This is a genomic window from Mesorhizobium denitrificans (assembly GCF_003403035.1).
GTDB lineage: Bacteria > Pseudomonadota > Alphaproteobacteria > Rhizobiales > Rhizobiaceae > Mesorhizobium_G > Mesorhizobium_G denitrificans.
This window is the reverse complement of the sequence record NZ_QURN01000004.1, coordinates 33,868-58,253: the sequence shown is the minus strand read 5'-3', so window position 1 is coordinate 58,253 and position 24,386 is coordinate 33,868. Positions and strand designations below refer to the sequence as shown.

The following is a 24,386-nucleotide window of genomic DNA, read 5'->3' as shown; positions in this document are numbered from 1 at the left end:
CTTGCTCCGTTAGGGAAGATGGCACGTAACGACCAGGCCAACGACCGGCTTTCCATCACATCATTTCTCTATGGCGGAAACGCTGACTACATCGAGGCGCTTCATGCTGCCTACGAAGACGATCCGACTTCGGTAGATGTCGAATGGCGTGAGTTTTTCGACGCGCTTCAGGACGATCCGGCAGACGTCAAGAAGAGCGCGTCCGGTGCTTCCTGGGCCAAGCCGAGCTGGCCGCTGCAGGCAAATGGCGAGCTGGTTTCAGCGCTCGATGGCAATTGGGGTCTGGTCGAAAAGCACATAGAAAAGAAGGTGCGCGAAAAGAGCGTGGCCAATGGTGCGGTGGCGTCCGAACAGGACGTGCTGCAGGCAACGCGGGATTCGGTGCGCGCTATCATGATGATCCGCGCTTATCGCATGCGCGGCCATCTGCATGCGAAGCTTGATCCGCTCGGCATTGCGCAGCCGATTGAGGATTACAACGAGCTTTCGCCGATCTCGTACGGCTTCACCGAAGCAGATTATGGCCGCCGCATTTTCATCGACAATGTTCTTGGGCTGGAATACGCGACCATTCCGGAAATGATCGAAATTCTGGATCGGACCTATTGCTCCACGATCGGTGTGGAGTTCATGCATATCTCCGATCCGGAGGAGAAGGCCTGGCTTCAAGAGCGCATTGAAGGGACTGACAAGGAAATTCGCTTCACCGAAACCGGAAAGAAGGCGATCCTGCAAAAGCTCATCGAGGCGGAAGGCTTCGAGCAGTTCATCGACGTCAAGTATAAGGGCACCAAGCGCTTTGGTCTGGATGGCGGCGAGTCGCTCATTCCGGCGCTCGAACAGATCATCAAGCGCGGCGGTGCGCTGGGCCTCAAGGAAGTCGTGCTCGGCATGGCGCATCGTGGTCGCCTCAATGTGCTTTCGCAGGTTATGGCGAAGCCGCATCGCGCGATCTTCCATGAGTTCAAGGGTGGTTCCTACGCGCCGGACGACGTGGAAGGTTCCGGCGACGTGAAGTACCATCTCGGTGCGTCATCTGACCGTGAGTTCGATGGCAATAAGGTGCACCTGTCGCTTACGGCGAACCCCTCTCACCTCGAAATCGTTGACCCGGTGGTCATGGGCAAGGCCCGCGCCAAGCAGGACCAGCTTGCAGGCCGCGAGCGCGGCGAGATTGTGCCGCTAGAAGAGCGCGCCAAGGTTATGCCGCTGCTGCTCCACGGCGATGCTGCTTTTGCAGGGCAGGGCGTTATCGCTGAAATTCTGGGCCTGTCCGGGCTGCGCGGCCACCGCGTTGCGGGCACGCTGCATTTCATCATCAACAATCAGATCGGCTTCACTACCAACCCGCGCTTCTCGCGTTCGTCGCCCTATCCGAGCGACGTTGCCAAGATGATCGAAGCGCCGATTTTCCATGTGAACGGCGACGACCCGGAGGCTGTCGTGCACGCGGCGAAGGTCGCGACCGAGTTCCGCATGAAGTTCCACAAGCCGGTTGTGGTGGACATGTTCTGCTATCGCCGCTTCGGCCATAACGAAGGTGACGAGCCTGCGTTCACGCAGCCGATCATGTATCGCACGATCCGAAACCATAAGACGACCGTGCAGCTTTATGCCGATAGGCTGATCAGCGAGGGACTTCTCTCGCAAGAAGAGTTCGAAAAGATGAAGGCGGACTGGCGCGCTCATCTCGAAAGCGAGTGGGAAACCGGACAGGCTTACAAGCCGAACAAGGCCGACTGGCTGGACGGCGCGTGGTCGGGTCTGCGCTCGGCTGACCAGCAGGACGAATTGCGTCGCGGCAAGACGGCAGTGCCGGTCAAGACGCTCAAGGAAATCGGCAAGAGGCTGACCGAGGTTCCGAAGGATTTCGAGGTCCACAAGACCATCGGTCGTTTTCTGGAGAATCGGCGTCAGGCCATCGAAACCGGCGAGGGTATCGACTGGGCGACAGCAGAATCGTTGGCATTTGGCTCGATCCTGCTCGACGGCAATCCGATCCGCCTGTCGGGTCAGGATTCAGAGCGCGGCACGTTCTCGCAGCGCCATTCGGTGCTCTACGATCAACGCGACGAAAACCGCTACATTCCGTTGAACAATCTCTCACCCGCGCAGGCTGGCTATGAGGTCATCAACTCCATGCTCTCGGAAGAGGCTGTGCTCGGTTTCGAGTATGGCTATTCGCTGGCTGAACCCAAGGCTCTGACGCTTTGGGAGGCGCAGTTCGGTGACTTTGCCAACGGCGCTCAGGTGGTGTTCGATCAATTCATTTCTTCCGGCGAGCGCAAGTGGCTGCGTATGTCCGGATTGGTGTGCCTCTTGCCGCATGGCTACGAAGGTCAGGGGCCGGAGCATTCCTCTGCTCGCCTCGAACGCTTCCTGCAACTTTGCGCGGAAGACAATATGCAGGTTGCGTATTGCACCACGCCCTCCAACTACTTCCACATTCTGCGGCGTCAGCTAAAGCGCGATTTCCGCAAACCGTTGATCCTGATGACGCCGAAGTCATTGTTGCGCCACAAGCGCGCGGTTTCGACGCTGGCGGAGCTTTCCGGCGAAAGCTCATTCCACCGCCTGCTTTGGGACGATGCGCAGATGCTGCCGGACCAGAAGATCAAGCTGGTGAAGGACTCGAAGATTCGCCGCGTCGTGCTGTGCACCGGCAAGGTCTATTACGATCTCTACGAAGAGCGAGAGAAGCGGGGCATCAACGACGTCTATCTGTTGCGCGTCGAGCAGCTTTATCCGTTCCCGGCCAAGGCGCTGATCACCGAGCTTTCCCGCTTCCGCGGTGCGCAGATGTATTGGTGCCAGGAAGAGCCGAAGAATATGGGCGCGTGGTCGTTCATCGACCCGTATCTGGAATGGGTGCTTGCGCATATCGATGCCAAATATCAGCGCGTGCAGTATGCGGGACGCCCCGCCGCTGCATCTCCGGCAACGGGCCTGATGTCGAAGCATCTTGCGCAGCTCCAGGCGTTCCTCGACGACGCGCTTGGCGAATAACCACAACGAAATCGAAAAACGGACAGGAACCCCCCCAATGGCAACCGAAATCCGCGTTCCGACACTCGGTGAATCCGTGAGCGAAGCGACCGTCGGCAAGTGGTTCAAGAAGGTTGGCGATGCAATTGCAGCCGACGAACCGCTGGTTGAGCTGGAAACCGACAAGGTGACGGTCGAAGTCCCCGCACCCGCAGCCGGGACGCTTGCAGAGATCACCGCGAAAGAAGGCGAAACGGTCGGCCTTGGCGCGCTGCTTGGATCGATTGGCGCGGCGGGTGCTGCTGCCAAGCCGGCAGAAGCGAAGAAGTCAGATGCCGTAGCGCAGGCTGCAGGTTCGGCGGGCGCCGCTACGGTTAAGGAAGCTGAGGCGAAGACCGCGAAGATTGCCGGGGAAAGCCCGATCGAACCCAAGATGCCGGCGGCACCTTCCGCTGCGAAGATTGCGGCCGAGGCGAACATCTCGACGGATCAGATTCAGGGTTCCGGCAAGCGCGGGCAGGTATTGAAAGGCGATGTGCTGGATGCAATCGCGAAGGGTGCGCCTTCGCAGCCTACGGAAGCGCCTGCCGTTCCCGCAGCCGCGCGCGCGCCGTCGAGCGAAGGTGATGCTGTGCGCGAAGAGCGCGTGCGTATGCCGAAGCTGCGCCAGACCATCGCGCGCCGCTTGAAGGAAGCGCAAAACAACGCCGCCATGCTCACCACCTTCAACGAGGTTGACATGAAGGCGGTTATGGATCTGCGTTCAAAATACAAGGACATCTTTGAGAAGAAGCATGGCGTGAAGCTTGGCTTCATGGGCTTCTTCACCAAGGCCGTTACGCATGCGCTGAAGGAAATCCCCGCGGTAAACGCCGAGATCGACGGAACTGACATTATCTACAAGAACTATGCGCATATCGGCGTGGCTGTCGGCACCGACAAGGGTCTGGTGGTTCCGGTTGTGCGTGATGCCGACCAGATGTCGATTGCCGAGATCGAGAAGGAAATCGGACGGTTGGGCATCGCCGCGCGCGACGGCAAGCTCTCGATTGCGGACATGCAGGGCGGCACGTTCACCATTTCCAATGGTGGCGTTTATGGTTCGCTGATGTCGACGCCGATCCTTAATGCGCCACAGTCCGGCATTCTGGGTATGCACAAGATTCAGGAACGCCCGGTTGTCGTCGGGGGGCAGATCGTGATCCGTCCTATGATGTATCTGGCATTGAGCTACGATCACCGTATCGTTGACGGCAAGGAAGCGGTAACGTTCCTCGTGCGCGTTAAGGAGAGCCTTGAGGATCCGGAGCGGCTGGTGCTCGATCTCTAAAGGGTTGGTCCGACGCGCAGTATCTTTGCGAGCCTCAGGAGGGCGAGATGGAAGCTGGCGTGCTGTCTACTGAACTCACCTATCTTGCGTGGAGCGTTGTGTTGCTGATCGGCCAGATCGTGGCGCAGGCTCTTTCACTCACCAAAGACGGGGGCCTGGCCTATACCGCTGGCGCGCGCGACGGCGAGGTTCCGATTTCTGTCGTTACAGACAGGTTCACGCGCGCACTGCGCAATTTCCTCGAAACCTATGGCGCGTTCATTGCGCTTGCGCTGGCGCTACATGTTACCGGCAAGGCTGGTGGCATCGGCGCAACGGGCGCTGCGCTGTGGTTCTGGGCGCGGGTTGCCTATGTCCCGGCCTATGCGTTTGGCATTCCCTATCTTCGTTCGTTGATCTGGGCTGCGTCGCTGCTCGGCATTGTGCTGATGCTCATCCGGCTTATCGGGTGACATTTGGGAGTGATCGGAGCCAGACTCGGAACTGCCGCTGTTGCCATGAGCCTGTCGGTTTTGCAGGCTCATGCGGCCTGCCCGATGGAACTCGCGGTTTATGGTGACAAGACCGGCGTGGCTGGCATCGATTTTCGTCCCACGGGTGAAAATGCAGTCGTAACGAACAGCTTCAAGATGGTGATGGACAGCGATGTCGTGCTCGACGGCATTGTCATGTGGACGCAGGAAGAGCCCCGACCCAACGCCCTCGTTTCCCGAAACTGTCCAGAGGGCGACGTGACCGGCGAGGAATACGCAGCCTGCACGCTGTGGCAGGGCGTGGTCTACGCCGTGGATGAAAAGGGAGAGATCGGGCTTTTACCCGCCGAGGGATCGCCTGCGCCCGCGCGCTTGATCCTTGCGGATATTGGCCCGGCGTTGCGCGCTTCAAATGCCTTCGGCGAGGGCGGATTTACAAAAGTGCCTTTCGACATGTTCGAGTTGAAGGGCTGTCAGGAATGATTGGCGGCTTGCCCGGTGCGGGCTCCGCAGCAAGACAATTAGAGGGTGCATTATGGCTTATGATGTTGTTGTGATTGGTTCCGGTCCCGGTGGCTATGTGTGCGCTATCAAGGCGGCGCAACTCGGCATGAAGGTGGCTGTCGTTGAGAAGCGGGAGACGTTCGGCGGAACCTGCCTCAACATCGGCTGCATTCCATCGAAGGCGCTGCTTCATGCATCTGAAATGCTGGCTGAGGCGGAGCATTCATTCGATACGCTTGGCATCGAGGTTGGCAAGCCGAAGGCCAATCTCACGAAGATGATGGCGCATAAGGACACGACCGTGAATGCTAATGTCAGCGGCGTCGCGTTCCTGTTCAAGAAGAACAAGATCGACAGTTTCCGCGGCACCGGCAAGATTCTTGGACCCGGTCTGGTTGGCGTTACGGATTCGGAAGGTTTGATGCAGGAAATCGAGACGACGAACATCGTTATCGCGACGGGCTCGGATGTTGCGGGCATTCCCGGCGTGCCGGTCGATATTGACGAGAAGGTTATCGTGTCCTCAACCGGCGCGCTGTCGCTCGACAAGGTGCCGGAAAAGCTCGTGGTCGTCGGCGGTGGCGTGATTGGCCTTGAGCTTGGCTCGGTCTGGGCGCGTCTCGGCTCGAAAGTCACTGTCGTGGAATATCTGGATTCCATTCTCGGCGGCATGGATGGCGAAGTGTCCAAGCAGTTCCAGCGTATGCTCGGCAAACAGGGCTTTGAGTTCAAGCTCGGTGCGAAAGTCACCGGCGTCGAAAAGGCCAAGAAGGGCGCGAAGGTTACGTTCGAGCCGGTCAAGGGTGGGGCAGCTGAAACCATCGAGGCCGATGTGGTGCTGATCGCCACCGGTCGCAGTCCATATACGGATGGGCTGGGTCTTAAGGAGCAGGACATTGCAATGGATCGCGGTCGGGTCAAAACCGATGGCCATTGCCGCACGAATGTGCCGGGCATTTACGCCATTGGCGATGTGACCGTCGGCCCGATGCTGGCGCACAAGGCTGAAGACGAAGGCATCGCGGTTGCGGAAATGATGGCCGGCCAGAAGGGGCACGTGAATTACGACGTCATCCCCGGCGTCGTTTACACCAGCCCGGAGGTGGCTTCTGTCGGCAAGACGGAGGAGCAACTGAAAGCGGAAGGCGTGGCTTATAAGGTCGGCAAGTTTCCTTTTACCGCAAATGGCCGCGCACGCGCCATGCTGCATACGGATGGCTTCGTTAAGATGCTGGCCGACAAGGAAACCGACCGCGTGCTGGGCGTTCACATTCTCGGCTTCGGCGCCGGCGAAATGATCCATGAAGCCGCAGTACTGATGGAGTTTGGCGGGTCGGCGGAAGACCTCGCACGGACGTGCCATGCGCATCCGACGATGTCGGAAGCCGTGCGCGAGGCCGCTCTCGCCACGTTCTTCAAGCCGATTCATATTTAATCGGGAGCAGATTTGCCCCTCACCCTTACCCTCTCCCCGTAAACAGGGAGAGGGGCTTCAGCGTCGCATTGCATTTTGTGCGCTGATTGAGTTTGCGAGACATTGCCAACGCTCTCCTCTCCCTGTTTTCCACGGGGAGAGGATGCCGGCAGGCAGGTGAAGGGCAGCGCGAGCGCCGCGAAGCTGGCCATAGGGACGTGACGTTTCGGAAATTCCGTGATATTGGCCGCGCGCGTTCGACAAATCGAACTTCGTTTCCCATATTCACGGCTGCCATGACGATCTCGCTCGATATCAAAGACGACGCAACGCGTGCATCTCTTGCCGCTCGCGCCGCTGTGCCTGCGAAAGAATCGCTGATCGGCCTGACGCGCGAGGAAATGGGCGCGGCGCTCGCCGCCATCGGCGTGCCGGAGCGCCAGACGCGCATGCGCGTGCAGCAGCTTTGGCATTGGCTCTATGTGCGAGGCGTGTCCAGCTTCGACGATATGTTCAACATCTCGAAGGATTTGCGCGCGACGCTGGCGAAGCATTTCACCATCGCGCGGCCAGAAATCGTTGAAGAGCAAATTTCCAACGATGGCACGCGCAAATGGCTGTTCCGGTTTCCGTCGCGCGGCGCGGGGCGGCCCGTTGAAATCGAAACGGTTTACATTCCCGAAGAGGGGCGCGGCACGCTGTGCATTTCCTCGCAGGTTGGCTGCACGCTCACCTGCTCGTTCTGCCATACGGGCACACAAAAGCTGGTGCGCAACCTGACTTCGGAAGAGATTCTGGCGCAGTTGCTGACCGCGCGCGACCGGTTGGGCGATTTTCCTGATCGCGATACGCCCGATGGCGCGATTGTTCCTGCAGAAGGCCGTAAGGTGTCCAACATCGTGATGATGGGCATGGGCGAGCCCCTTTACAATTTCGAGGCGGTGAAGAACGCGCTGCTGATCGCGTCGGACGGCGATGGGCTGTCGCTTTCCAAGCGCCGCATTACGCTCTCGACGTCGGGCGTCGTGCCTGAAATCTTCCGTACCGGCGATGAGATCGGCGTGATGCTGGCGATTTCGCTGCACGCGCCGGACGATGATCTGCGCGACCTGCTTGTGCCCATCAACAAGAAGTTTCCGCTGGAACAGTTGATGGATGCCTGCCGGAAATATCCCGGTCTGTCGAACGCCAAGCGCATCACCTTTGAATATGTGATGCTCAAGGACGTGAACGACTCGCTGGAACATGCCCGCGCGCTGGTCAACCTGTTGAAGGGCATACCGGCCAAGATCAATCTGATCCCGTTCAATCCGTGGCCGGGCACGAATTATCAGTGCTCCGACTGGGAGACGATCGAGAAGTTTGCGGACTACATTAACAATGCGGGCTATGCGTCGCCGATCCGTACGCCACGCGGGCGGGATATTCTCGCGGCTTGCGGTCAGCTCAAGTCAGAATCTGAACGGCTGAAAAAGCACGAGCGGCTCGCGCTTGAAGCCATGATGATCGCCAACCACGGCGAGAGCTGGTAGCGTCCTATTTCGCCTGCGCGGTAAGTATCTTCAGCGCGAAGGCCGAGAACACGCCTGCAAACAGATAATCGACAATGCGCGTCACGCGCGGGCTCTTGCGCAGCAGGGCGGCGAATTTGTCGGCTGCAATCACGATTGGAATCGTTACCGGCAGTGAAAGCACGATGAACATCATGCCGAGGAAGAACAGCTTGCCGGGCGCATTAGGGTCGTGCGCCGAAACGAATTGCGGCAGGAACGTCATGAAGAAAAGAATGATCTTAGGATTCATCAGATTGATGCCGAGGCCCGTGGCCCAGTTTTTGTAGAATGAGCGCGGCGGGCGCGGCGTGGCGTCAGGCGAGAAAGCCGAGCCGTGCCATAGCGCCTGATAAGCGAGCCAGACGAGATAACCCGCGCCACCGATCTTGAGCACGAGAAACGCCTGTGGCGATGCGACGATCAGCGCGGAAAGCCCCAGCGCGACCAAAGCGGTGTGAATGATAATTCCTGACAGTGCGCCAAAGAGGCAGGCAAAGCCGGCGGCGCGACCTTCGGAGAGTGCCCGCCCGACAAACAGCGTCATGTCCGGCCCCGGCGTGATGGCAATCACGAAGGTAGCCACCGCGAATTGCAGGATGGTCGAAAGATCGGGAACGAAGCTCATTGAATGGTCCACTGCGTGAAAGCCCGCGCTCTATGGCACATTTTTTGCCGAATTGAACAGCGGCGATCTCGTGACACAGGCAAAGGAATGCAGGGCCAGTGCTGTCGGGCCGCTTGCCCCCATGCCCGTAAATCGCTAAAGCGCGGGCAACATTATTTCCATGCTATTGGGGTCGTGAATGGCGAAGCCGAAAGACGTCAAGAAGGTGGTGCTTGCCTATTCGGGCGGGCTCGACACTTCCATCATTCTCAAGTGGCTGCAAACCGAGTTGGGCGCGGAGGTCGTGACCTTTACTGCCGACCTCGGACAGGGCGGCGAACTTGAACCTGCGCGCAAGAAGGCGGAACTGCTCGGCATCAAGGAAATCTATATCCGCGATGTGCGCGAGGAGTTCATCAAGGATTTCGTGTTCCCGATGTTCCGCGCCAATGCGCAGTATGAGGGCGTTTATCTGCTCGGCACGTCTATCGCGCGCCCACTGATTTCCAAGCATCTCGTCGAGATTGCACGCGAGACTGGCGCTGATGCCGTAGCGCACGGCGCGACTGGCAAGGGCAACGACCAGGTGCGTTTCGAGCTATCGGCCTATGCGCTGAATCCCGACATCAAGGTCATTGCGCCGTGGCGCGATTGGTCGTTCAAGTCGCGCACCGATCTGCTGGAATTCGCGCGCGATCATCAGATTCCGATTGCCAAGGACAAGCAGGGCGAAGCGCCGTTCTCGGTGGACGCGAATCTGCTGCACTCCTCATCCGAGGGCAAAGTGCTGGAAGACCCGTGGCAGGAGCCGCCGGAATATGTGCACCAGCGCACGGTTTCGCCGATGGATGCGCCCGACAAGGTCACGGAAATTACTTTGACGTTTAAGAATGGCGACCCCGTTGCACTGAACGGCAAGGAAATGTCTGCCGCAACGCTGTTTGCGGCGCTGAACGATCTTGGTCGCGACAATGGCATTGGCCGTCTTGATCTGGTCGAAAATCGCTTCGTGGGCATGAAGTCGCGCGGCGTCTATGAAACCCCCGGCGGCACGATCCTGATCGTGGCGCATCGCGCGATGGAATCGATAACGCTGGATCGTGGTGCGGCGCATCTCAAGGATGAGTTGATGCCGCGCTATGCGGAGCTGATCTACAACGGCTTCTGGTATTCGCCGGAGCGCGAAATGCTGCAGGCCTTGATCGACAAGAGCCAGACCGATGTCGAGGGCGAAGTTCGCCTCAAGCTTTACAAGGGCAATGTGATCGTCACCGGTCGCCGGTCGCCGAAATCGCTCTACAGCGACGCGTTGGTGACATTCGAGGATGATCGCGGTGCATATGATCAAAAGGATGCGGCGGGCTTCATTCGCCTGAACGCCTTGCGCCTTCGCACGCTGGCCGCGCGGGATCGCAAGGGCTGAGAGTGCTCTGCTCCCTCTATCAACAAAAAAGCCGGCTTTGAGCCGGCTTTTTTGTTGTTTTTCTTAGCGGCCAATCAGCCGCCGTCAATTGCGGCGCCGATTGCTGCAATGGCCTGCTGGTAGACGCTTGCTGCGTTCCAGCCCTGAATCGCAGCGAAGTTTGGCTGCCCCGGCTGATAGCCAGCGCCCGGCTGCCAGCCATGACCGCGCAGGAAGTTTGCCGTCGAGGCAAGCGCGTCAGCCTTTTCGCGCAGGTCTACGCCACCGCCACCGCCGCCATTGACGCCGTAACGAAGAACGTTGCCGGGCAGGAACTGCGTGTGGCCAACTTCGCCATGCATAGCGCCAACGGATGAAGAGGTAAGCGTACCCTTATCCACCAACTTGAGCGCGGCGATTGCGTGCGGCTTGAAATAATCCGGGCGGCGGCAGTCATAGGCGAGCGTGGTGATGGCAGAAATCGTGTTCTGCTTGCCCATATAGCTGCCGAAGCCTGTTTCCATGCCCCAGATTGCGATCAGCGGGCCGGCAGGCACACCATAGCGCTGCTCGATATTGGCGAAGAGCGCTGCATTCGCGCGCTTCATCTGCTTGCCCTTGGAGATGATGGTGGAAGCGCCGCGTTTCTTCATGAAGGCGTCAAAGGAAAGCTTGAAGCTTTTCTGGTTGCGGTCGGCATTGATCGTGGCGTTGGCATAGCTTGCACCCGCCAGTGCCGAAAGGCCCTTGCGGCCAACACCCTGCGCGGCGGCTTCCTGTGCAAAGCTCGCTTTCCAGTTTTCAAATCCGGAACTGGTCTTGCCGCATTCGGCTGCTATTGCGCCACCGCTGAAACCACCCAGCAAAAGAGCGGCCAACAAAACGCTTCTGGCACGTCCTGCCATGAAATCTCTCCTGAAAATCGAGGTTCTTTTGATTGTGGCGAAGGCTCCGCACACCACAAATCACTTACTAAACGCAACGTCGTTAACGGGCTTACAACCAAGAAATGAGGCGCAATCAAGTGTTTTGTTACATGAAACGCACTCAACATGCATTCAATTAGGCGCGAGTGTTGCGCGCGTGACGCTTACACGCAGTTGACCTGTCAGTAACCGGAACCTGTCTATCTATGGTTGTCTCAGTGGAACCGGACCGATCAGCCATGCATAGCCCTGCCTTTGAAGCCTACAGATCCAGCCCTCCTCGTCGGGTAAGCCTGTGGCGCTTGCTGTTCGGCATAGTAGTCATCGGCCTGTGCTGGCTCGGCACCTCACTGCTGGCCGGTCTGCCCGCACTTCTAGATCGGAGCGCCGATCCGCTGGCCTTCTTCAGTTCGAAGATCGGCACGCTGGCGACCCTTGCAAGTTTCATCGGAATCTGGATCGGCGTGTGGATTGCAACGCGCTTTATCCATCGCGAACCGTTCAGCAATGTGCTGGGCGTGTCGCGGCGCATCAACTTCGGAGATTTCGCGAAGGGATTGCTGGCAGTGTTTCTAACCTCCGTGCTTTCCGAGGTGCTGATTTACATTCTCAATCCGCAATTTGAACGCACGGCGCTGGATATAGGCACATGGCTCGTTTTCATTGTGCCCGTTCTTGCGCTGTGTTTTGTGCAGACTTCTTCCGAAGAGTTGTTGTTCAGAGGCTATCTGCCGCGGAATCTTGCCAATCGCTTTCGCAGTCCGTGGATATGGGCGGTGCTGCCGAGCATCATGTTCATTGGTCTGCACCTGACGCCGCAAATGTCCGCATCGCAACTGGCATTGGTCGTGATCAGCATCGGCACGCTCACCGCGCTGATGATGTTTCTGGTTTGGCTGACAGGAAATCTTGGCGCTGCCTTCGGTGTCCATATGGGCAATAATCTGTTCGGCTTTGCGCTGGTTGCGCATCAGGATGAGTTTGCAGGCCTGGCACTTTTCCGAGGTGTGCCGATCAATGACCCGGCGATGGGCAATGATTTTGCATTAGCGCTCGGTGCTGTCGGCGTTGTCTGCGTTGGCCTGACGGCGCTGCTGCTATTGCATTCGCGCTCGCCGCTGAAGGTTTCCGGTTAGACGTGTACCTCGCCATAACCCGCTTCATCCGCATCGTCGGAGGGGCGGAAATAGGCGTAAGCGAGGTAGGCATAGAACAGGCCGACACCAACCACTACCGCGATGCCTGGAATGGGTCCCAGATTGGCGTTCAGAATGCCCTCGTGAATGCTCGGCGTGATGGCGCCGAGTTCGGGCGAAGAGATCTTAAGCACCCATGCCAGAAGAAGAATCATAAACATCCAGACGTAATTCCGGCGTAGCCGTCGCGCGAAGGCGTCCGCGTGCGATATTCGAAAGCGCGGTTCGCGCAGGTTTTCGCCAAGAATCTGTTGCCAGTTGGACGCGTAGTCCTGCGCTGGCGAGAAAATCTGCGCAAAATAATGGCGTTCGAACTGCCGCACACGCGCGCGGTAAACATCGAAAAAGCGATAGCGGCGCGCTTCGATGCGCAGCAGCAGGAAAACCAGCAGCATGGCGAACAGAAGCACGCCCTGGTGCGCATTGGGCGTAGACAGGGAAACGGACAACATCGCCGCCACAACCGTGATCGCCCAGTTCGACGTTCGGTCGATGCGGTCGCGCCAGCTTCCCATGCGTCCAATCTCAGCCCGGTGAAAATGCGCGAGCACTGTGATGCGCTCGGCTGAGGTTGTGGGCAAGGGCACGCCCGGTGTTGCAGCTGCGGCCAGAGTTTCGACAACCATTATTGCCTCCCTGTGCGCCGATGTGCCTCACAAGCAGCGCAGAACTTGACTTTAGCGCTGTTTTGCTGTGTAAGCGCGGCAATTCAGCGACGAGTTTCACTCCGAGCCGCCGACCGGGACCCCTTAAAGGTATAAACAGATCCCGGAGGCCAACACCCGGCAGCGCGATGCGCCCCCGGGTGCTTTTTGGTTTTGGGCGGCTTGTTGCCGGAGCTTCGCTGGCACCCTACCTCTCGGGCTCACGCCAGAGACAAGGAAGATTTGGATGTTTGAATCACTTCAGGAACGCCTAGGCTCAATCCTGAACAATCTGACCGGACGAGGCGCGCTGTCGGAAGCAGACGTGTCGGCTGCGCTGCGCGAAGTGCGTCGCGCGCTGATTGAGGCCGACGTGCAGATCGATGTGATCCGTTCCTTCGTGGACAAGATCCGGTCCAAGGCAGTTGGCGCGGAAGTTCTGAAGTCGATCAAGCCCGGCCAGATGGTCGTCAAGATCGTCCATGACGAGCTTGTCGAAATGCTGGGCGCCGAAGGCGTTCCCATCGACCTGAACGCGCCCGCGCCGGTGGTTCTCATGATGGTGGGCCTGCAGGGCTCCGGCAAGACGACCACCTCGGCCAAGATCGCCAAGCGAATGACCGAGAAACAGGGCAAGAAGGTCCTGATGGCCTCGCTCGATACGCGTCGGCCTGCTGCGCAGGAGCAGCTTCGCCAGCTAGGCGAGCAGGTCCATGTTGCAACGCTGCCGATCATTGCGGGCCAGGGGCCCGTGGAGATTGCGCGCCGCGCCGTGCAGGCTGCCAAGCTCGGCGGTCATGATGTGGTGATCCTCGACACCGCTGGTCGTACACATATCGACGAGCCTTTGATGGTCGAAATGGCCGACATCAAGAAGGCCGCGAACCCGCATGAAATTCTGCTGGTCGCAGACTCGCTGACCGGTCAGGACGCTGTGAACCTCGCCACCAACTTCGATTCCCGCGTTGGTATTACGGGCATCGTGCTGACCCGTATGGATGGCGACGGACGCGGCGGCGCGGCCCTTTCCATGCGTGCAGTTACGGGCAAGCCGATCAAGCTGATCGGCACCGGCGAAAAGATGGAAGGGCTTGAGGAGTTTTATCCCAAGCGCATCGCTGATCGCATTCTCGGCATGGGCGACATCGTTTCGCTTGTCGAAAAAGCTGCCGAACACATCGACGCTGAAAAAGCGGCGGCGATGGCCAGGAAGATGCAGTCCGGCAAGTTTGATCTCGACGATCTTGGTGATCAGCTTCGCCAGATGCAGAAGATGGGCGGCATGGGCGGCATTATGGGCATGATGCCCGGCGTTGGCAAAATGAAGGATCAGATGGCAGCGGCGGGGCTGGACGATTCCATGTTCAAGCGCCAACTCGCAATCATATCGTCGATGACCAAGGCTGAGCGCGCCAATCCAGATATGCTCAAGCACAGCCGCAAGAAGCGCATCGCAGCCGGTTCCGGCACGGATGCTGCCGAGATCAACCGGCTGCTGAAAATGCATCGCGGCATGGCCGACATGATGAAGGCGATGGGCGGCAAGGGAAAAGGCGGCGGCATGATGCGCCAGATGATGGGCGGCCTCGCGTCCAAAATGGGCCTTGGCGGCATGGGTGGCATGGGCGGAATGCCCGACCTTTCCAAAATGGACCCGAAGCAGCTCGAAGCGCTGCAAAAGCAAGCGGAAGCTGCTGGCTTGGGCAAGGGCCTGCCGGGTGGCTTGCCCGGTTTGGGCAGCGGCGGGCTTCCGGGTCTGCCGGGTGGGCTAAAGCTGCCAGGTCTTGGCGGGCCCGGCGGATTGCCGGGTTTCGGCAAGAAGAAGTGAGGGAATAGGATGGCATCGGAACAGGAAGACGTTGAACGCGCCCGCGTGCTGCTGAAAGACCTGCGCGCATCGATCGACAATATAGACGCGGCCATCGTTTACATGTTGGCTGAGCGATTTCGCTGCACGGAAGCCGTCAGCTATCTGAAGACGCAACACAATCTGCCGCCTGCCGACAAGGTACGCGAGGCCGAGCAGATCGAGCGTCTTCGGCGCCTTGCCGCTGACGCGCGCTTCAATCCCGACTTCGTTGAGAAGTTCCTGAATTTCCTTATCGCCAACGTGATCCGACATCACGAGGCGGTCAATGAAGGAAGAAATGACGTCGATCTCGTCCATCGATGAGACCGGAAAACCAATCGCAGATCTTAGAGCTTTAGGAGAACTTAAATGTCACTGAAAATCCGCCTTTCCCGCGCGGGAGCAAAGAAGCGCCCTTACTATCACATCGTCGTTGCTGATGCGCGTTCGCCGCGCGATGGCCGTTTCATCGAAGCGATTGGCTCGTGGAACCCGACGCTCGCCAAGGATGCAGAGCGCGTGAAGCTCGACGCTGACCGCGTTGGCCATTGGCTCTCGCAGGGTGCGCAGCCGACCGACCGCGTTTTGCGCTTCCTCGATCAGGCTGGCATTGCCAAGCGTCCGGCTCGCAGCAACCCGACCAAGGCTGTTCCGGGCAAGAAGGCGCAGGAGCGCGTCGCTTTGCAGAAGCAGGCTGAAGAAGCTGCTGCAGCCGCTGCTGCTTCCGCTGCTGAAGCTCCGGCAGAAGAAGCTGCCGCCAGCGAATAAGTTTTGCTGGAACGCACTGAGTGAAAAAGGGCGGGCTTTTGGCCCGCCTTTTTGTTTGTGCCGGCACCCCTCATCCGCCTGCCGGCACCTTACCTCAAAAGGGAAGAAGCAGAAATTTCAAAGCCCGTCTTCAATTGCAAGCGTTGTAGATACAGCGGGACGTCCCAATTAGCCCCCTTCTCCCCTTGAGGGCTGAGGAGTGGTCCGCGAAGCGGATGAAAAGCCCCAAAATGGGCTTTTCAAATGACGAACGCCCGGAGCCATAGCGGAGGGCTGGGTGGTGCCGGCAGGCGGATGAGGGATAATGAACGTGCGTAGATCCTCGGGACAAGCCCGAGGATGGCGCGCTCGCAGCAATGAGGCGGACTACGCCGCCTTCTTCTTCGGCGTGATGAGGCCGCGGGCGATCAGCAGTTCCGCGATCTGGACCGCATTCAACGCTGCGCCCTTGCGCAGATTGTCCGAGACGATCCACATGGCCAGGCCATTCTCTACCGTGCCATCCTCGCGGATGCGGGAAATGTAGGTCGCGTCTTCGCCGGCGCTCTCGATCGGGGTGATGTAGCCGCCGTTTTCGCGCTTATCGATCACGACGCAGCCCGGCGCATCGCGCAGGATGTCACGCGCTTCGTCGGCAGTGATGGGCTTTTCAAACTCCAGGTTCACGGATTCCGAATGGCCGATGAACACGGGCACACGCACGCAAGTCGCGGTCACCTTGATCTTGGGATCGAGCATCTTCTTGGTCTCGGCGACCATCTTCCACTCTTCCTTGGTGAAGCCGTCTTCCATGAACACATCGATATGCGGAATGACGTTGAAGGCGATGCGCTTGGTGAACTTCTTCGCCTCCACCGGATCGGCCACGAACACCGCGCGCGATTGGGTGAACAGCTCGTCCATGCCTTCCTTGCCAGCGCCGGAAACTGACTGATAGGTCGAGACGACAACGCGCTGGATGGTCGCGGCATCGTGCAACGGCTTGAGCGCCACCAGCATCTGCGCGGTCGAGCAGTTCGGGTTCGCGATAATGTTCTTCTTGGTGTAGCCGGCAATAGCGTCGGGGTTAACTTCCGGCACGATCAGCGGCACATCAGCGTCATAGCGCCAAGCGGACGAGTTATCGATAACGATGCAGCCCTGCTTGCCGATCTTGGGCGACCATTCCTTTGACACATTGCCGCCTGCCGACATCAGGCAGATGTCGGTGTCAGAAAAGTCGTAAGTGTCCAGCGACTTAACCTTCAAGGTGCGGTCGCCATAAGACACTTCGGTGCCCTGGCTGCGGCGGGAAGCGAGCGCCACCACCTCGTCGGCGGGAAAGCCCCGCTCTTCCAGAATATTCAGCATTTCGCGGCCAACATTCCCCGTTGCGCCGACAATAGCTACCTTGAAACCCATCGCAAAAAGTCTCCTGTCGCTCTCCGCTTGGTTTGGAGAAGAACCCGCCGGCCTCGCGGGTCCCGCCTCCCTCGGGCCTTACCCGGGGAGAGGGCGGATTGGCCAAGGGAGATCAGACCGTGGTGACGGTGGTTTTTTTGGCCGTGGTTTTCGTGGAGCGGAGGCGCGCAGGCACATCCCGGCTGCGGACGTCATGTCCGAAGCCGGAGAGATCAACAGTAATGATGGCCGAATGGCTCAACATTTTCGCTCCGTTCGCGGCAGCGCTATCGCGCGGAATGCGCCGCGAGTCAATGCGCCTTACGCGAGGAACTTGGCAAGAATTGCGTCGCCCATGGCGGTGGTGCCGACTTCCTGCATTCCAGCGGACATAATGTCCCTGGTGCGCAGGCCATCGTCCAGCACCGCGGCAATTGCAGCTTCGAGACTGTCGGCTTCCGCAACCATGCCAAACGAATAGCGCAGGCACATGGCGAAAGAGGCGATCATGGCGATGGGGTTGGCGATGCCCTGACCGGCAATGTCCGGCGCGGAACCATGCACGGGCTCATAAAGCGCCTTGCGCTTGCCGGTCTTGGCATCCGGTGCGCCGAGCGAGGCGGAAGGCAACATGCCGAGCGAACCGGTCAGCATGGCGGCAACGTCCGACAGCATGTCGCCGAACAGATTGTCAGTCACGATGACGTCGAACTGCTTGGGCCAGCGCACGAGCTGCATGCCGCCCGCGTCGGCCAGCATATGATCCAGCTTCACGTCGGAATATTTCGCCTTGTGCGTTTGCGTCACGACTTCGTTCCACAGAACGCCGGACTTCATCACATTGCGCTTTTCCATCGAGGTAACGTGGTTCTTGCGCGTGCGGGCAAGCTCAAACGCAACGCCGGAAATGCGTTCTATTTCGAACGTGTCATAGACCTGCGTATCGATGCCGCGCTTCTGACCATTGCCAAGGTCGATGATTTCCTTCGGTTCTCCGAAATAGACACCGCCTGTCAGTTCGCGAACGATCAGGATGTCCAGACCTTCGATGATGTCCTTCTTCAGCGAGGAGGAATCGGCCAGCGCCGGATAGCAGATGGCTGGACGCAGGTTTGCGAACAGCGCGAGATCTTTGCGCAGGCGCAGCAATCCGGCTTCCGGGCGAACCTCGTAAGGCACGCTGTCCCACTTCGGACCACCAACCGCGCCGAACAGAACTGCATCGGCGGCGAGCGCCTTTTCCATGTCGGTTTCGGAAATTGCCTTTCCATGCGCATCATAAGCACAACCGCCGACAAGGCCTTCTTCGGTTTCAAAACCCGCGCCGGTTTTGTTCATGGCGGCTATTATCTTTTTCACCTCGGCCATTGCTTCTGGGCCGATGCCGTCGCCGGAGAGGAGGAAAAGCTTGCGCGCTGCCATGTTGATGTCCCTGAAAATGTTTGCGCGCTTCGCTAGCGCGCCCGCGTGTCGATGGCAAGAAGGTTCAGCCGCGCTTAAGCGCTGTCACTTCAATCTCGATTTTCATTTCCGGCTTGTTGAGCTGGCACACGATCATCGTCGCAGCTGGGCGAATGTCGCCAAATGTCTCGCCGAGAATGGGGAATACCCGATCAACAAAGGATTGATCGGTGATGTAATAATGCGCGCGCACCACGTCGGCCATTTCAAACCCGCCCTCTGCGAGCGCCGCGGCAATGGTGGCAAGGCAGTTGCGTGTCTGATCTTCCACGCTCTCCGGCATGGTCATGCTGGAATAGTCGTAGCCGGTCGTGCCGGAAACGAAGCACCATTCGCCTTGAACCACGGCACGGCTATAGCCCGCCGTTTTCTCAAACGGCGAGCCGGTCGAAATGAGCTTTCGGCTCATGCCCAGGGGCGGCTTTCGGCGGTCTTCTTCTCGAAATTATCGATTGCGCTGGATTTTTCGAGCGTCAGCCCAATGTCGTCCAGACCATTCAGCAAGCAGTGACGACGGAACTCATCAATGGAGAATTTCACGACGCCGCCATCCGGGCCGCGGATTTCCTGCTCTTCGAGATCGACGGTCAGGGTCGCATTTGCACCGCGGTCTGCATCGTCGAGCAGCTTTTCGAGGTCTTCCGGGCTGACGACGACCGGCAGAATGCCGTTCTTGAAGCAGTTATTATAGAAGATGTCGGCGAAGCTGGTGGAAATCACGCAGCGAATGCCGAAATCCAGCAGCGCCCAGGGCGCGTGCTCACGGCTCGACCCGCAGCCGAAATTGTCACCAGCGACAAGGATTTGCGCCTTGCGATAGGCTGGCTTGTTCAGCACGAAATCGGGGTTCTCGTGACCCTCTTCGTTGAACCGCATCTCTGCGAACAGCCCTTTGGCCAGGCCGGTGCGCTTGATCGTTTTCAGATAATCCTTCGGGATTATCATGTCGGTATCGATGTTGACGATGCGCAACGGCGCGGCAACGCCCGTCAGCTTTGTGAACTTGTCCATGCTTCCACCCGTCATCTGGTTCGGGAAATTGGCTTTGGGTTCGCTTTACACAAACTACCGGTTGAATCAAAGGGATCAGATAATATTCAGTTCGCAGAAAGCGCGTCCCGCCGGAATGCGTGCATAGCCGAATGCTGAGCAATCGATGGTGCGATAGCCGCCATGCACGATCAGCTCGGCAAGTGATTTGCCTACTGCCGGAGCCTGTTGCAGGCCGTGGCCGGAAAAACCGTTGGCGAAGATGAAGTTGGCGACCTCTGGATGCGGGCCAATAACACCGTTCTGGTCCAGCGTGTTGTAATCATAGTGGCCTGCCCACGCTCGGGTCAGCTTGATAGCCTCAAAGGCCGGAATGCGATTGGCGAGCGTCGGCCAGATCATATCTTCAAACAGACCCCAGTCAGGATCGAAATCTTTCGGGTCTGCGGCGGCTTCGCCATCTTCCGATTCGGCACCTCCGGTGATGTATACGGAGCCTTCGGGACGAACATAAATGCCGTTCGGATCGACCAGCAGCGGCATGTCGCCATATTGTTCGCGCGCCTCGAAAACGAAGACCGTGCGCTTGCGCGGCTCGACCGGCAGAACGATGCCAGCCATGTTGGCAACCACCCCGGCATTTGGCCCGGCTGCGTTGATGATCGTGCCGGCGCCGAGACGACGGCCATCCTCCAGCGTCACGCCGGTAACGCGATTGCCGTCGCGTTCAATGGCGCTCACTTCGCTCTTGATGAGATCGACATTCATCGTGCGCAGCGCCTTGCGGAAAAGCATCAGCATCGCGTGGGCATCGAACCAGCCTTCGCCAGACAGGCCATAGGCACCTGCCGCAACGCCTTCGGTCGAAAGCCAGCTGAACCTGCGCGCGAGTGCTTCGGCGTCTTCCAGAACTACATCTGCACCTTCGGCCTTCTGGATTTGATGGTTGGAGGCAAGCACCGGCGCGCCTTCCGGCGATGCCAGCAACAGATAGCCGCCCTCGCGGAAACCAATATCGGCGTCCGCGCCGAACTCTTCCTTGAGCCGCCGAAACAGGCCGAGCGTAAACTGCGAAAGCCGGATGTTTTCAGGAATCGAAAACTGCTGGCGGATGGAGGCGGCTGAAAGCGTCGTGGCCGAATGCTCGAATTGCGGGTCGCGCTCGATCAAGGCAATGGTTCCGCTAAATCCTTCCTTGCGGAGGAAATAGGCGGCGGAGCTTCCAACAATCGCCCCGCCCACAATTATGATGTCGTAGTTCAATTCAGCCTCCGGCACGCTGCGGCCTTCGAAACGCCACGACGCGGCGTCTGTCAAGCGCTCTGGCGCATCCACGCGCTGGTCCAGCCTTGCCACGCGGGCGGGTGCGCGGCATAGATGCGCGATGCAAGATCAGACCTTTCGCCCGCGCCGCTCCGTTCTCTATGTTCCGGCTTCCAATGAGAAGGCGCTCGCCAAGGTTGGCAGCCTCAATTGCGATGCGATTATCTTCGATCTTGAAGATGCCGTTGCTCCGGCTGAAAAAGCGGCTGCTCGCGAACGCCTGAAACAGGTTTTCGGGACATTCCAGAAGGGCGGCGCAGAAAAAGTCATTCGCATCAACGGGCTTACGACCGAATGGGGCGCGGACGATCTGGCCGCTGCGCGCGCCTGTCGTCCCGATGCAATTCTGCTGCCGAAAGTTGCTACGCCCCGTGACATTCATGATGCGGATGAAGTGCTGGACGAGGAAGACGCCGATCTCCGCATCTGGGCGATGATCGAGACGCCGCGCGCGATGCTCAATCTCGGCCCGATTGCAGAACTCGGACGTGACCGCGCCGCGCGATTGTCCTGCTTCGTGGTGGGCACGAACGATCTTGCCAAGGAAACTGGCATAGCGGTTACGAATGATCGGCGCTTTCTGGCTCCACATCTGGCGCATATCGTTATGGCGGCGCGGGCGGGCGGTCTGGACGTGCTGGATGGCCCGCTCAACGATTTCAGCAATGCGACGGTGTTCGAAGATCAATGCCGTCAGGCTGCGCAGATGGGCTTTGACGGCAAGACCTTGATCCATCCGTCGCAAATCGATGCGGCAAACAAAGCGTTTGCGCCACCGCCGGAGGCTTTGGAGGAAGCGCGGGCGGTTGTGGCCACCTTTGCTCTGCCGGAGAATGCGGGCAAGGGCGTCATTTCCTTCAATGGACGCATGGTCGAGCGGCTTCACCTCAGTCAGGCCGAACGGCTCATTGCCAGGGCGGCAACAATAACGGAGCGCCAATCATGAGACTTTACCGATTCTTGAGCGGTCCAGACGATTCGAGTTTCTGTCACAAGGTGACGAACGCGCTGAACAAGGGCTGGCACCTTTACGGCTCGCCGACTTACGCATTCGACGCAGAAACCAAGACGATGCGCTGTGGCCAGTCAGTCGTCAAAGATGTCGATGGTGTTGAGTACGATCCGCTGATCAAGCTCGGGGACTTCTGAGCTTACTCGACCGAGCTTTCGATGTGCGCCATGTCGTCATCGGAAAGGCCGAAATGGTGGCCTATCTCGTGGATGAGCACATGGTTAATGATCGAACCCAGCGTCTCTTCGTTCTCGGACCAATAGTCCAGGATCGCGCGGCGATAGAGCGTGATACGGTTCGGTCCCTCGCCGGTCGCAGGGTTCCAGCGCTCTGCTATGCCGCGCCCTTCGAACAAGCCCAGCAGATCGAATGGTGTCTCTAAAGACAGTGCATCCATAATCTCATCGGTCGGGAAATCTGCGATCTGGATGACGAGTTCGCCCGTCAAATCGCGGAAATCCGCCGGCAAGCCTGCGTATTTTTCAAGCGCAAGCAGTTCCAGCTCGTCCAGGGAGGGCGAAAGTTGCTCGCCCCATGCTCTTGTTTGGTAAATGCGGGCCATTTCGTTCTCGTTTTTCTTCGGCCAGTCTCGCTCTCGGGCTGCATTTAACTATTCGCGCGTGAAGATGCGAGGCCAAAATTCGCAGATGAATAGCTAACTTCCGAAAATTGACCTTAGTCGTCGTCAACAGACCGGGCTTCGGAAGGCAACATTACCGGAATGCCATCCCTTACCGGATAGGCCAGTTTGGCAACTCGCGAGATCAACTCGCTACGCGCAGGATCCCAAGTCAGCGGCCCTTTGGTCAAAGGGCATGCGAGCATTTCGAGCATACGAATATCGATCGGCTGCTCGTGGGTAACGACCTTGGATTTCGATGTGCGTTTCATGATCGCCCCCTTTATTGAAGGTTGGCGACATAATCGTCGCGGTCGCGGGCCAACGCAATTTCGGTGATTGCGACCAGAGTTTCGGCGCGCGTGCGAAGGTCTGGCGCTTCGAGTAGCGCCTGCTTTTCAGCGGGACCATAAGGAGCCATCATGGAAAGCGCATTGACCAGCGTCGCATTGCCGGCATTGTTGACGCCTTCCCAATCGGCCTCCATGTCGTTCGCTTCAAGGAAGGCGCGAAACGTGTTCAGGAGAGCCGTGCGGTCAACCTTTTCCGCGCCTTGGTCTTCCGCAATATCGGTCAGGAAGGGCGCAATCTTCGCTTGCCGGAAGGGTGTTTTGACGTTCGCCTCCTCCACTATGCGGAAGCGGCACACGCCTTGGAGGGCGATGAGATAACGCCCGTCTCCCGTTTCCGAAACAGACACGATGCGCCCGAGGCAGCCAACCTTGCACAATTCCGGTTCGCCATCAGAGCGGATCGCGCCATCCAGCGCGGGCTGGATCATGGCTATGAGCCGGTCGCTCGAAAGCGCGAAATCGATCATCTGCAAATAGCGCAGTTCGAAAATATTCAGCGGCAGACGCCCGCCGGGCAACAAGAGCGCGCCGCTCAGGGGAAAAAGCACTGCCTTCTTGGGCAGATCCTTTTCGAATCGGTAGTGGGCGTTGCCTACCTGCACATGCGTCTCCTGTCGGGAGCTTCTGCAATAACCGCTGTCACTATGCCAGAAATTTCTGGCGCCTGTTTGGCGGTCTTCGAAAATAAGTTTCCTGGCTGAGTGCTGCAAGTGCATGCGAGCCGCTTGCAACGTTTGATGCAGCGGCTAAACTTCGCACATCGCGGGCGCGATTGCGCGCCTTTTTCCGGAGCGCATCATGGTTCTTAGATATTTTCTTGCAGGTCTGCTGGGCCTTTTTTCAACTGTCGCCGTGGCTCAATCCTTGCCGGACCTCGGTGGCAAGTCAGTCACCGTTGTCACTGAGAACGCCTATCCGCCGCTTCAATTTGTGGATCCCAAGACCGGACAGGCCATCGGCTGGGAATATGATGCGATGAACGAAATCGCCAAGCGGCTGAATTTCAAGGTGGAATACAAGAACGTTTCCTGGGACGCGATGATTCAGGCAGTGTCGGACGGCCAGTACGACATCGGCATGACGGGCATCACGATCAAGGAAGATCGCAAGGAGAAGGTCGATTTCTCCGACCCCTATATGCGCTCCGAACAGTTCATGCTCGTGCGTGGCAATGAGGATCGCTTCAACGATGCCAAGAGTTTTGCCGCTTTCAAGGATGGGCTTGTCGGCGCACAGGCTGGCACGACGCCATTCTACACCGCCGTATATAGCGTTCTCGATGGCAATGAGCAGAACCCACGCATCAAGCTGTTCGAAACATTCGGCGCCAGCGTGCAGGCTCTGAAGACCGGTGACGTCGATACGGTCTTGACCGATGGCACGGCCGGACAGGGCTACGTGGACGCTTCCGACGGTGCGCTGAAAATGGTGGGCGGACCACTTGGCACCGAGGATTTCGGCTTCATCTTCAAGAAGGGGTCTGACCTCGTTGCGCCCGTGAATCAGGCGATTGCAGCGCTCAAGGCCGATGGAACGCTCGACAAGCTGAATCGCAAATGGTTCCTCGAATATAAGATGGGCCAGTAACGGCGCATCCTAT

Annotated in this window: 25 protein-coding genes; 14 read left to right on the top strand and 11 right to left on the bottom strand. The window is 58.6% G+C overall.

Annotation, left to right across the window (positions count from 1 at the left end; translation table 11 throughout):
* Positions 1 to 18 precede the first annotated feature (18 nt).
* The 6 genes from DY251_RS05315 to rlmN all read left to right on the top strand — a co-directional run bounded on the left by DY251_RS05315 (position 19) and on the right by rlmN (position 8,238).
* The gene (locus DY251_RS05315) at positions 19 to 3,006 is read left to right on the top strand and encodes a 2-oxoglutarate dehydrogenase E1 component (protein ID WP_116622836.1); all 2,988 of its coding nucleotides are present in this window, start codon (positions 19 to 21) and stop codon (positions 3,004 to 3,006) included.
* A gap of 37 nt (positions 3,007 to 3,043) precedes the next feature.
* Positions 3,044 to 4,315: a 2-oxoglutarate dehydrogenase complex dihydrolipoyllysine-residue succinyltransferase gene (gene odhB / locus DY251_RS05310; protein WP_116622835.1), complete on the top strand. Its 1,272-nt coding sequence runs from the start codon at positions 3,044 to 3,046 to the stop codon at positions 4,313 to 4,315.
* A 47-nt stretch (positions 4,316 to 4,362) separates the two neighbouring features.
* On the top strand, positions 4,363 to 4,767 hold the full coding sequence (locus tag DY251_RS05305; protein WP_116622834.1) for an MAPEG family protein: 405 nt from the start codon (positions 4,363 to 4,365) through the stop codon (positions 4,765 to 4,767).
* 45 nt (positions 4,768 to 4,812) lie between these two features.
* Complete coding sequence (locus DY251_RS05300; RefSeq protein ID WP_116623117.1) at positions 4,813 to 5,271, top strand: hypothetical protein; 459 nt, start codon at positions 4,813 to 4,815, stop codon at positions 5,269 to 5,271.
* Between the two features lie 52 nt (positions 5,272 to 5,323).
* Positions 5,324 to 6,727 (top strand): dihydrolipoyl dehydrogenase, encoded by a 1,404-nt coding sequence (gene lpdA / locus DY251_RS05295; protein ID WP_116622833.1) that lies wholly within the window; start codon positions 5,324 to 5,326, stop codon positions 6,725 to 6,727.
* Positions 6,728 to 7,002: 275 nt separating this feature from the next.
* Positions 7,003 to 8,238, top strand: a complete 1,236-nt coding sequence (gene rlmN / locus DY251_RS05285) for a dual-specificity RNA methyltransferase RlmN (RefSeq protein WP_116622831.1) — start codon at positions 7,003 to 7,005, stop codon at positions 8,236 to 8,238.
* 4 nt (positions 8,239 to 8,242) lie between these two features.
* Here the strand turns inward: rlmN and DY251_RS05280 are convergent, their stop codons facing one another.
* Positions 8,243 to 8,884, bottom strand: coding sequence for a LysE family translocator (locus DY251_RS05280; protein WP_116622830.1), 642 nt, complete (start codon positions 8,882 to 8,884; stop codon positions 8,243 to 8,245).
* A 178-nt stretch (positions 8,885 to 9,062) separates the two neighbouring features.
* Between DY251_RS05280 and DY251_RS05275 the strand changes: the two genes are divergently transcribed.
* Positions 9,063 to 10,286: an argininosuccinate synthase gene (locus DY251_RS05275; RefSeq protein ID WP_116622829.1), complete on the top strand. Its 1,224-nt coding sequence runs from the start codon at positions 9,063 to 9,065 to the stop codon at positions 10,284 to 10,286.
* A 74-nt stretch (positions 10,287 to 10,360) separates the two neighbouring features.
* Here DY251_RS05275 and DY251_RS05270 read toward each other — a convergent pair whose 3' ends face one another.
* The gene (locus DY251_RS05270) at positions 10,361 to 11,170 is read right to left on the bottom strand and encodes a lytic murein transglycosylase (RefSeq protein WP_116622828.1); all 810 of its coding nucleotides are present in this window, start codon (positions 11,168 to 11,170) and stop codon (positions 10,361 to 10,363) included.
* Between the two features lie 260 nt (positions 11,171 to 11,430).
* Here DY251_RS05270 and DY251_RS05265 point away from each other — a divergent pair, with 260 nt between their 5' ends.
* Positions 11,431 to 12,327, top strand: a complete 897-nt coding sequence (locus DY251_RS05265) for a CPBP family intramembrane glutamic endopeptidase (RefSeq protein WP_116623116.1) — start codon at positions 11,431 to 11,433, stop codon at positions 12,325 to 12,327.
* Here the strand turns inward: DY251_RS05265 and DY251_RS05260 are convergent.
* Positions 12,324 to 13,013, bottom strand: coding sequence for a DUF2270 domain-containing protein (locus DY251_RS05260; RefSeq protein WP_116622827.1), 690 nt, complete (start codon positions 13,011 to 13,013; stop codon positions 12,324 to 12,326). The genes DY251_RS05265 and DY251_RS05260 overlap by 4 nt on opposite strands.
* 265 nt (positions 13,014 to 13,278) lie before the next feature.
* On the opposite strand from DY251_RS05260, the gene ffh reads away from it, so the two are divergent.
* Genes ffh through rpsP form a run of 3 tightly spaced genes read left to right on the top strand, consistent with a single transcriptional unit; the run spans position 13,279 to position 15,648 of the window.
* Entirely contained in the window at positions 13,279 to 14,859 is a 1,581-nt protein-coding gene (gene ffh / locus DY251_RS05255) for a signal recognition particle protein (RefSeq protein WP_116622826.1), read from the top strand.
* A 9-nt stretch (positions 14,860 to 14,868) separates the two neighbouring features.
* Positions 14,869 to 15,204 carry a chorismate mutase gene (locus DY251_RS05250; protein ID WP_116622825.1) on the top strand — a complete coding sequence of 112 codons (336 nt, stop codon included), beginning with the start codon at positions 14,869 to 14,871 and terminating at the stop codon, positions 15,202 to 15,204.
* A 45-nt stretch (positions 15,205 to 15,249) separates the two neighbouring features.
* Positions 15,250 to 15,648: a 30S ribosomal protein S16 gene (gene rpsP / locus DY251_RS05245; protein ID WP_116622824.1), complete on the top strand. Its 399-nt coding sequence runs from the start codon at positions 15,250 to 15,252 to the stop codon at positions 15,646 to 15,648.
* Positions 15,649 to 16,014: 366 nt separating this feature from the next.
* Here rpsP and DY251_RS05240 read toward each other — a convergent pair whose 3' ends face one another.
* From DY251_RS05240 to DY251_RS05220, 5 genes are all read right to left on the bottom strand, one after another.
* A complete protein-coding gene (locus DY251_RS05240) occupies positions 16,015 to 17,049 on the bottom strand; it encodes an aspartate-semialdehyde dehydrogenase (protein ID WP_116622823.1) in 1,035 nt (344 codons plus the stop codon).
* A gap of 300 nt (positions 17,050 to 17,349) precedes the next feature.
* The gene (gene leuB, locus DY251_RS05235) at positions 17,350 to 18,450 is read right to left on the bottom strand and encodes a 3-isopropylmalate dehydrogenase (RefSeq protein ID WP_116622822.1); all 1,101 of its coding nucleotides are present in this window, start codon (positions 18,448 to 18,450) and stop codon (positions 17,350 to 17,352) included.
* 64 nt (positions 18,451 to 18,514) lie between these two features.
* Entirely contained in the window at positions 18,515 to 18,898 is a 384-nt protein-coding gene (locus DY251_RS05230; protein ID WP_116622821.1) for a RidA family protein, read from the bottom strand.
* Positions 18,895 to 19,500, bottom strand: a complete 606-nt coding sequence (gene leuD, locus DY251_RS05225) for a 3-isopropylmalate dehydratase small subunit (RefSeq protein WP_116622820.1) — start codon at positions 19,498 to 19,500, stop codon at positions 18,895 to 18,897. Before leuD ends, DY251_RS05230 begins: the two co-directional genes overlap by 4 nt.
* Positions 19,501 to 19,575: 75 nt before the next feature.
* On the bottom strand, positions 19,576 to 20,742 hold the full coding sequence (locus tag DY251_RS05220) for an NAD(P)/FAD-dependent oxidoreductase (protein ID WP_116623115.1): 1,167 nt from the start codon (positions 20,740 to 20,742) through the stop codon (positions 19,576 to 19,578).
* A 121-nt stretch (positions 20,743 to 20,863) separates the two neighbouring features.
* Here DY251_RS05220 and DY251_RS05215 point away from each other — a divergent pair, with 121 nt between their 5' ends.
* Both DY251_RS05215 and DY251_RS05210 read left to right on the top strand, forming a co-directional pair.
* Entirely contained in the window at positions 20,864 to 21,748 is an 885-nt protein-coding gene (locus DY251_RS05215) for an HpcH/HpaI aldolase/citrate lyase family protein (protein ID WP_116622819.1), read from the top strand.
* Positions 21,745 to 21,951 carry a DUF1737 domain-containing protein gene (locus DY251_RS05210; protein WP_116622818.1) on the top strand — a complete coding sequence of 69 codons (207 nt, stop codon included), beginning with the start codon at positions 21,745 to 21,747 and terminating at the stop codon, positions 21,949 to 21,951. The genes DY251_RS05215 and DY251_RS05210 overlap by 4 nt, the downstream gene beginning before the upstream one ends.
* 2 nt (positions 21,952 to 21,953) lie before the next feature.
* Here DY251_RS05210 and DY251_RS05205 read toward each other — a convergent pair whose 3' ends face one another.
* The 3 genes from DY251_RS05205 to DY251_RS05195 form a co-directional block, all read right to left on the bottom strand.
* Entirely contained in the window at positions 21,954 to 22,376 is a 423-nt protein-coding gene (locus DY251_RS05205; RefSeq protein WP_116622817.1) for a metallopeptidase family protein, read from the bottom strand.
* Positions 22,377 to 22,489: 113 nt separating this feature from the next.
* Positions 22,490 to 22,705: a Trm112 family protein gene (locus DY251_RS05200; RefSeq protein WP_116622816.1), complete on the bottom strand. Its 216-nt coding sequence runs from the start codon at positions 22,703 to 22,705 to the stop codon at positions 22,490 to 22,492.
* 11 nt (positions 22,706 to 22,716) lie between these two features.
* Positions 22,717 to 23,388, bottom strand: coding sequence for an LON peptidase substrate-binding domain-containing protein (locus DY251_RS05195; RefSeq protein WP_116622815.1), 672 nt, complete (start codon positions 23,386 to 23,388; stop codon positions 22,717 to 22,719).
* 196 nt (positions 23,389 to 23,584) lie between these two features.
* Between DY251_RS05195 and DY251_RS05190 the strand changes: the two genes are divergently transcribed.
* On the top strand, positions 23,585 to 24,373 hold the full coding sequence (locus DY251_RS05190) for a transporter substrate-binding domain-containing protein (RefSeq protein ID WP_116622814.1): 789 nt from the start codon (positions 23,585 to 23,587) through the stop codon (positions 24,371 to 24,373).
* Positions 24,374 to 24,386: the final 13 nt, after the last annotated feature.

Coding starts and splice junctions, on each gene's coding strand:
- leuD (WP_116622820.1), bottom strand. CDS start 19,500: ATGGACAAGTTCACAAAGCTGACGGGCGTTGCCGCGCCGTTGCGCATC.
- ffh (WP_116622826.1), top strand. CDS start 13,279: ATGTTTGAATCACTTCAGGAACGCCTAGGCTCAATCCTGAACAATCTG.
- lpdA (WP_116622833.1), top strand. CDS start 5,324: ATGGCTTATGATGTTGTTGTGATTGGTTCCGGTCCCGGTGGCTATGTG.
- DY251_RS05265 (WP_116623116.1), top strand. CDS start 11,431: ATGCATAGCCCTGCCTTTGAAGCCTACAGATCCAGCCCTCCTCGTCGG.
- DY251_RS05230 (WP_116622821.1), bottom strand. CDS start 18,898: ATGAGCCGAAAGCTCATTTCGACCGGCTCGCCGTTTGAGAAAACGGCG.
- DY251_RS05305 (WP_116622834.1), top strand. CDS start 4,363: ATGGAAGCTGGCGTGCTGTCTACTGAACTCACCTATCTTGCGTGGAGC.
- DY251_RS05215 (WP_116622819.1), top strand. CDS start 20,864: ATGCAAGATCAGACCTTTCGCCCGCGCCGCTCCGTTCTCTATGTTCCG.
- rlmN (WP_116622831.1), top strand. CDS start 7,003: ATGACGATCTCGCTCGATATCAAAGACGACGCAACGCGTGCATCTCTT.
- odhB (WP_116622835.1), top strand. CDS start 3,044: ATGGCAACCGAAATCCGCGTTCCGACACTCGGTGAATCCGTGAGCGAA.
- DY251_RS05240 (WP_116622823.1), bottom strand. CDS start 17,049: ATGGGTTTCAAGGTAGCTATTGTCGGCGCAACGGGGAATGTTGGCCGC.
- DY251_RS05315 (WP_116622836.1), top strand. CDS start 19: ATGGCACGTAACGACCAGGCCAACGACCGGCTTTCCATCACATCATTT.
- DY251_RS05200 (WP_116622816.1), bottom strand. CDS start 22,705: ATGAAACGCACATCGAAATCCAAGGTCGTTACCCACGAGCAGCCGATC.
- DY251_RS05260 (WP_116622827.1), bottom strand. CDS start 13,013: ATGGTTGTCGAAACTCTGGCCGCAGCTGCAACACCGGGCGTGCCCTTG.
- DY251_RS05250 (WP_116622825.1), top strand. CDS start 14,869: ATGGCATCGGAACAGGAAGACGTTGAACGCGCCCGCGTGCTGCTGAAA.
- DY251_RS05190 (WP_116622814.1), top strand. CDS start 23,585: ATGGTTCTTAGATATTTTCTTGCAGGTCTGCTGGGCCTTTTTTCAACT.
- DY251_RS05270 (WP_116622828.1), bottom strand. CDS start 11,170: ATGGCAGGACGTGCCAGAAGCGTTTTGTTGGCCGCTCTTTTGCTGGGT.
- DY251_RS05280 (WP_116622830.1), bottom strand. CDS start 8,884: ATGAGCTTCGTTCCCGATCTTTCGACCATCCTGCAATTCGCGGTGGCT.
- DY251_RS05275 (WP_116622829.1), top strand. CDS start 9,063: ATGGCGAAGCCGAAAGACGTCAAGAAGGTGGTGCTTGCCTATTCGGGC.
- DY251_RS05210 (WP_116622818.1), top strand. CDS start 21,745: ATGAGACTTTACCGATTCTTGAGCGGTCCAGACGATTCGAGTTTCTGT.
- leuB (WP_116622822.1), bottom strand. CDS start 18,450: ATGGCAGCGCGCAAGCTTTTCCTCCTCTCCGGCGACGGCATCGGCCCA.
- DY251_RS05205 (WP_116622817.1), bottom strand. CDS start 22,376: ATGGCCCGCATTTACCAAACAAGAGCATGGGGCGAGCAACTTTCGCCC.
- rpsP (WP_116622824.1), top strand. CDS start 15,250: ATGTCACTGAAAATCCGCCTTTCCCGCGCGGGAGCAAAGAAGCGCCCT.
- DY251_RS05300 (WP_116623117.1), top strand. CDS start 4,813: ATGAGCCTGTCGGTTTTGCAGGCTCATGCGGCCTGCCCGATGGAACTC.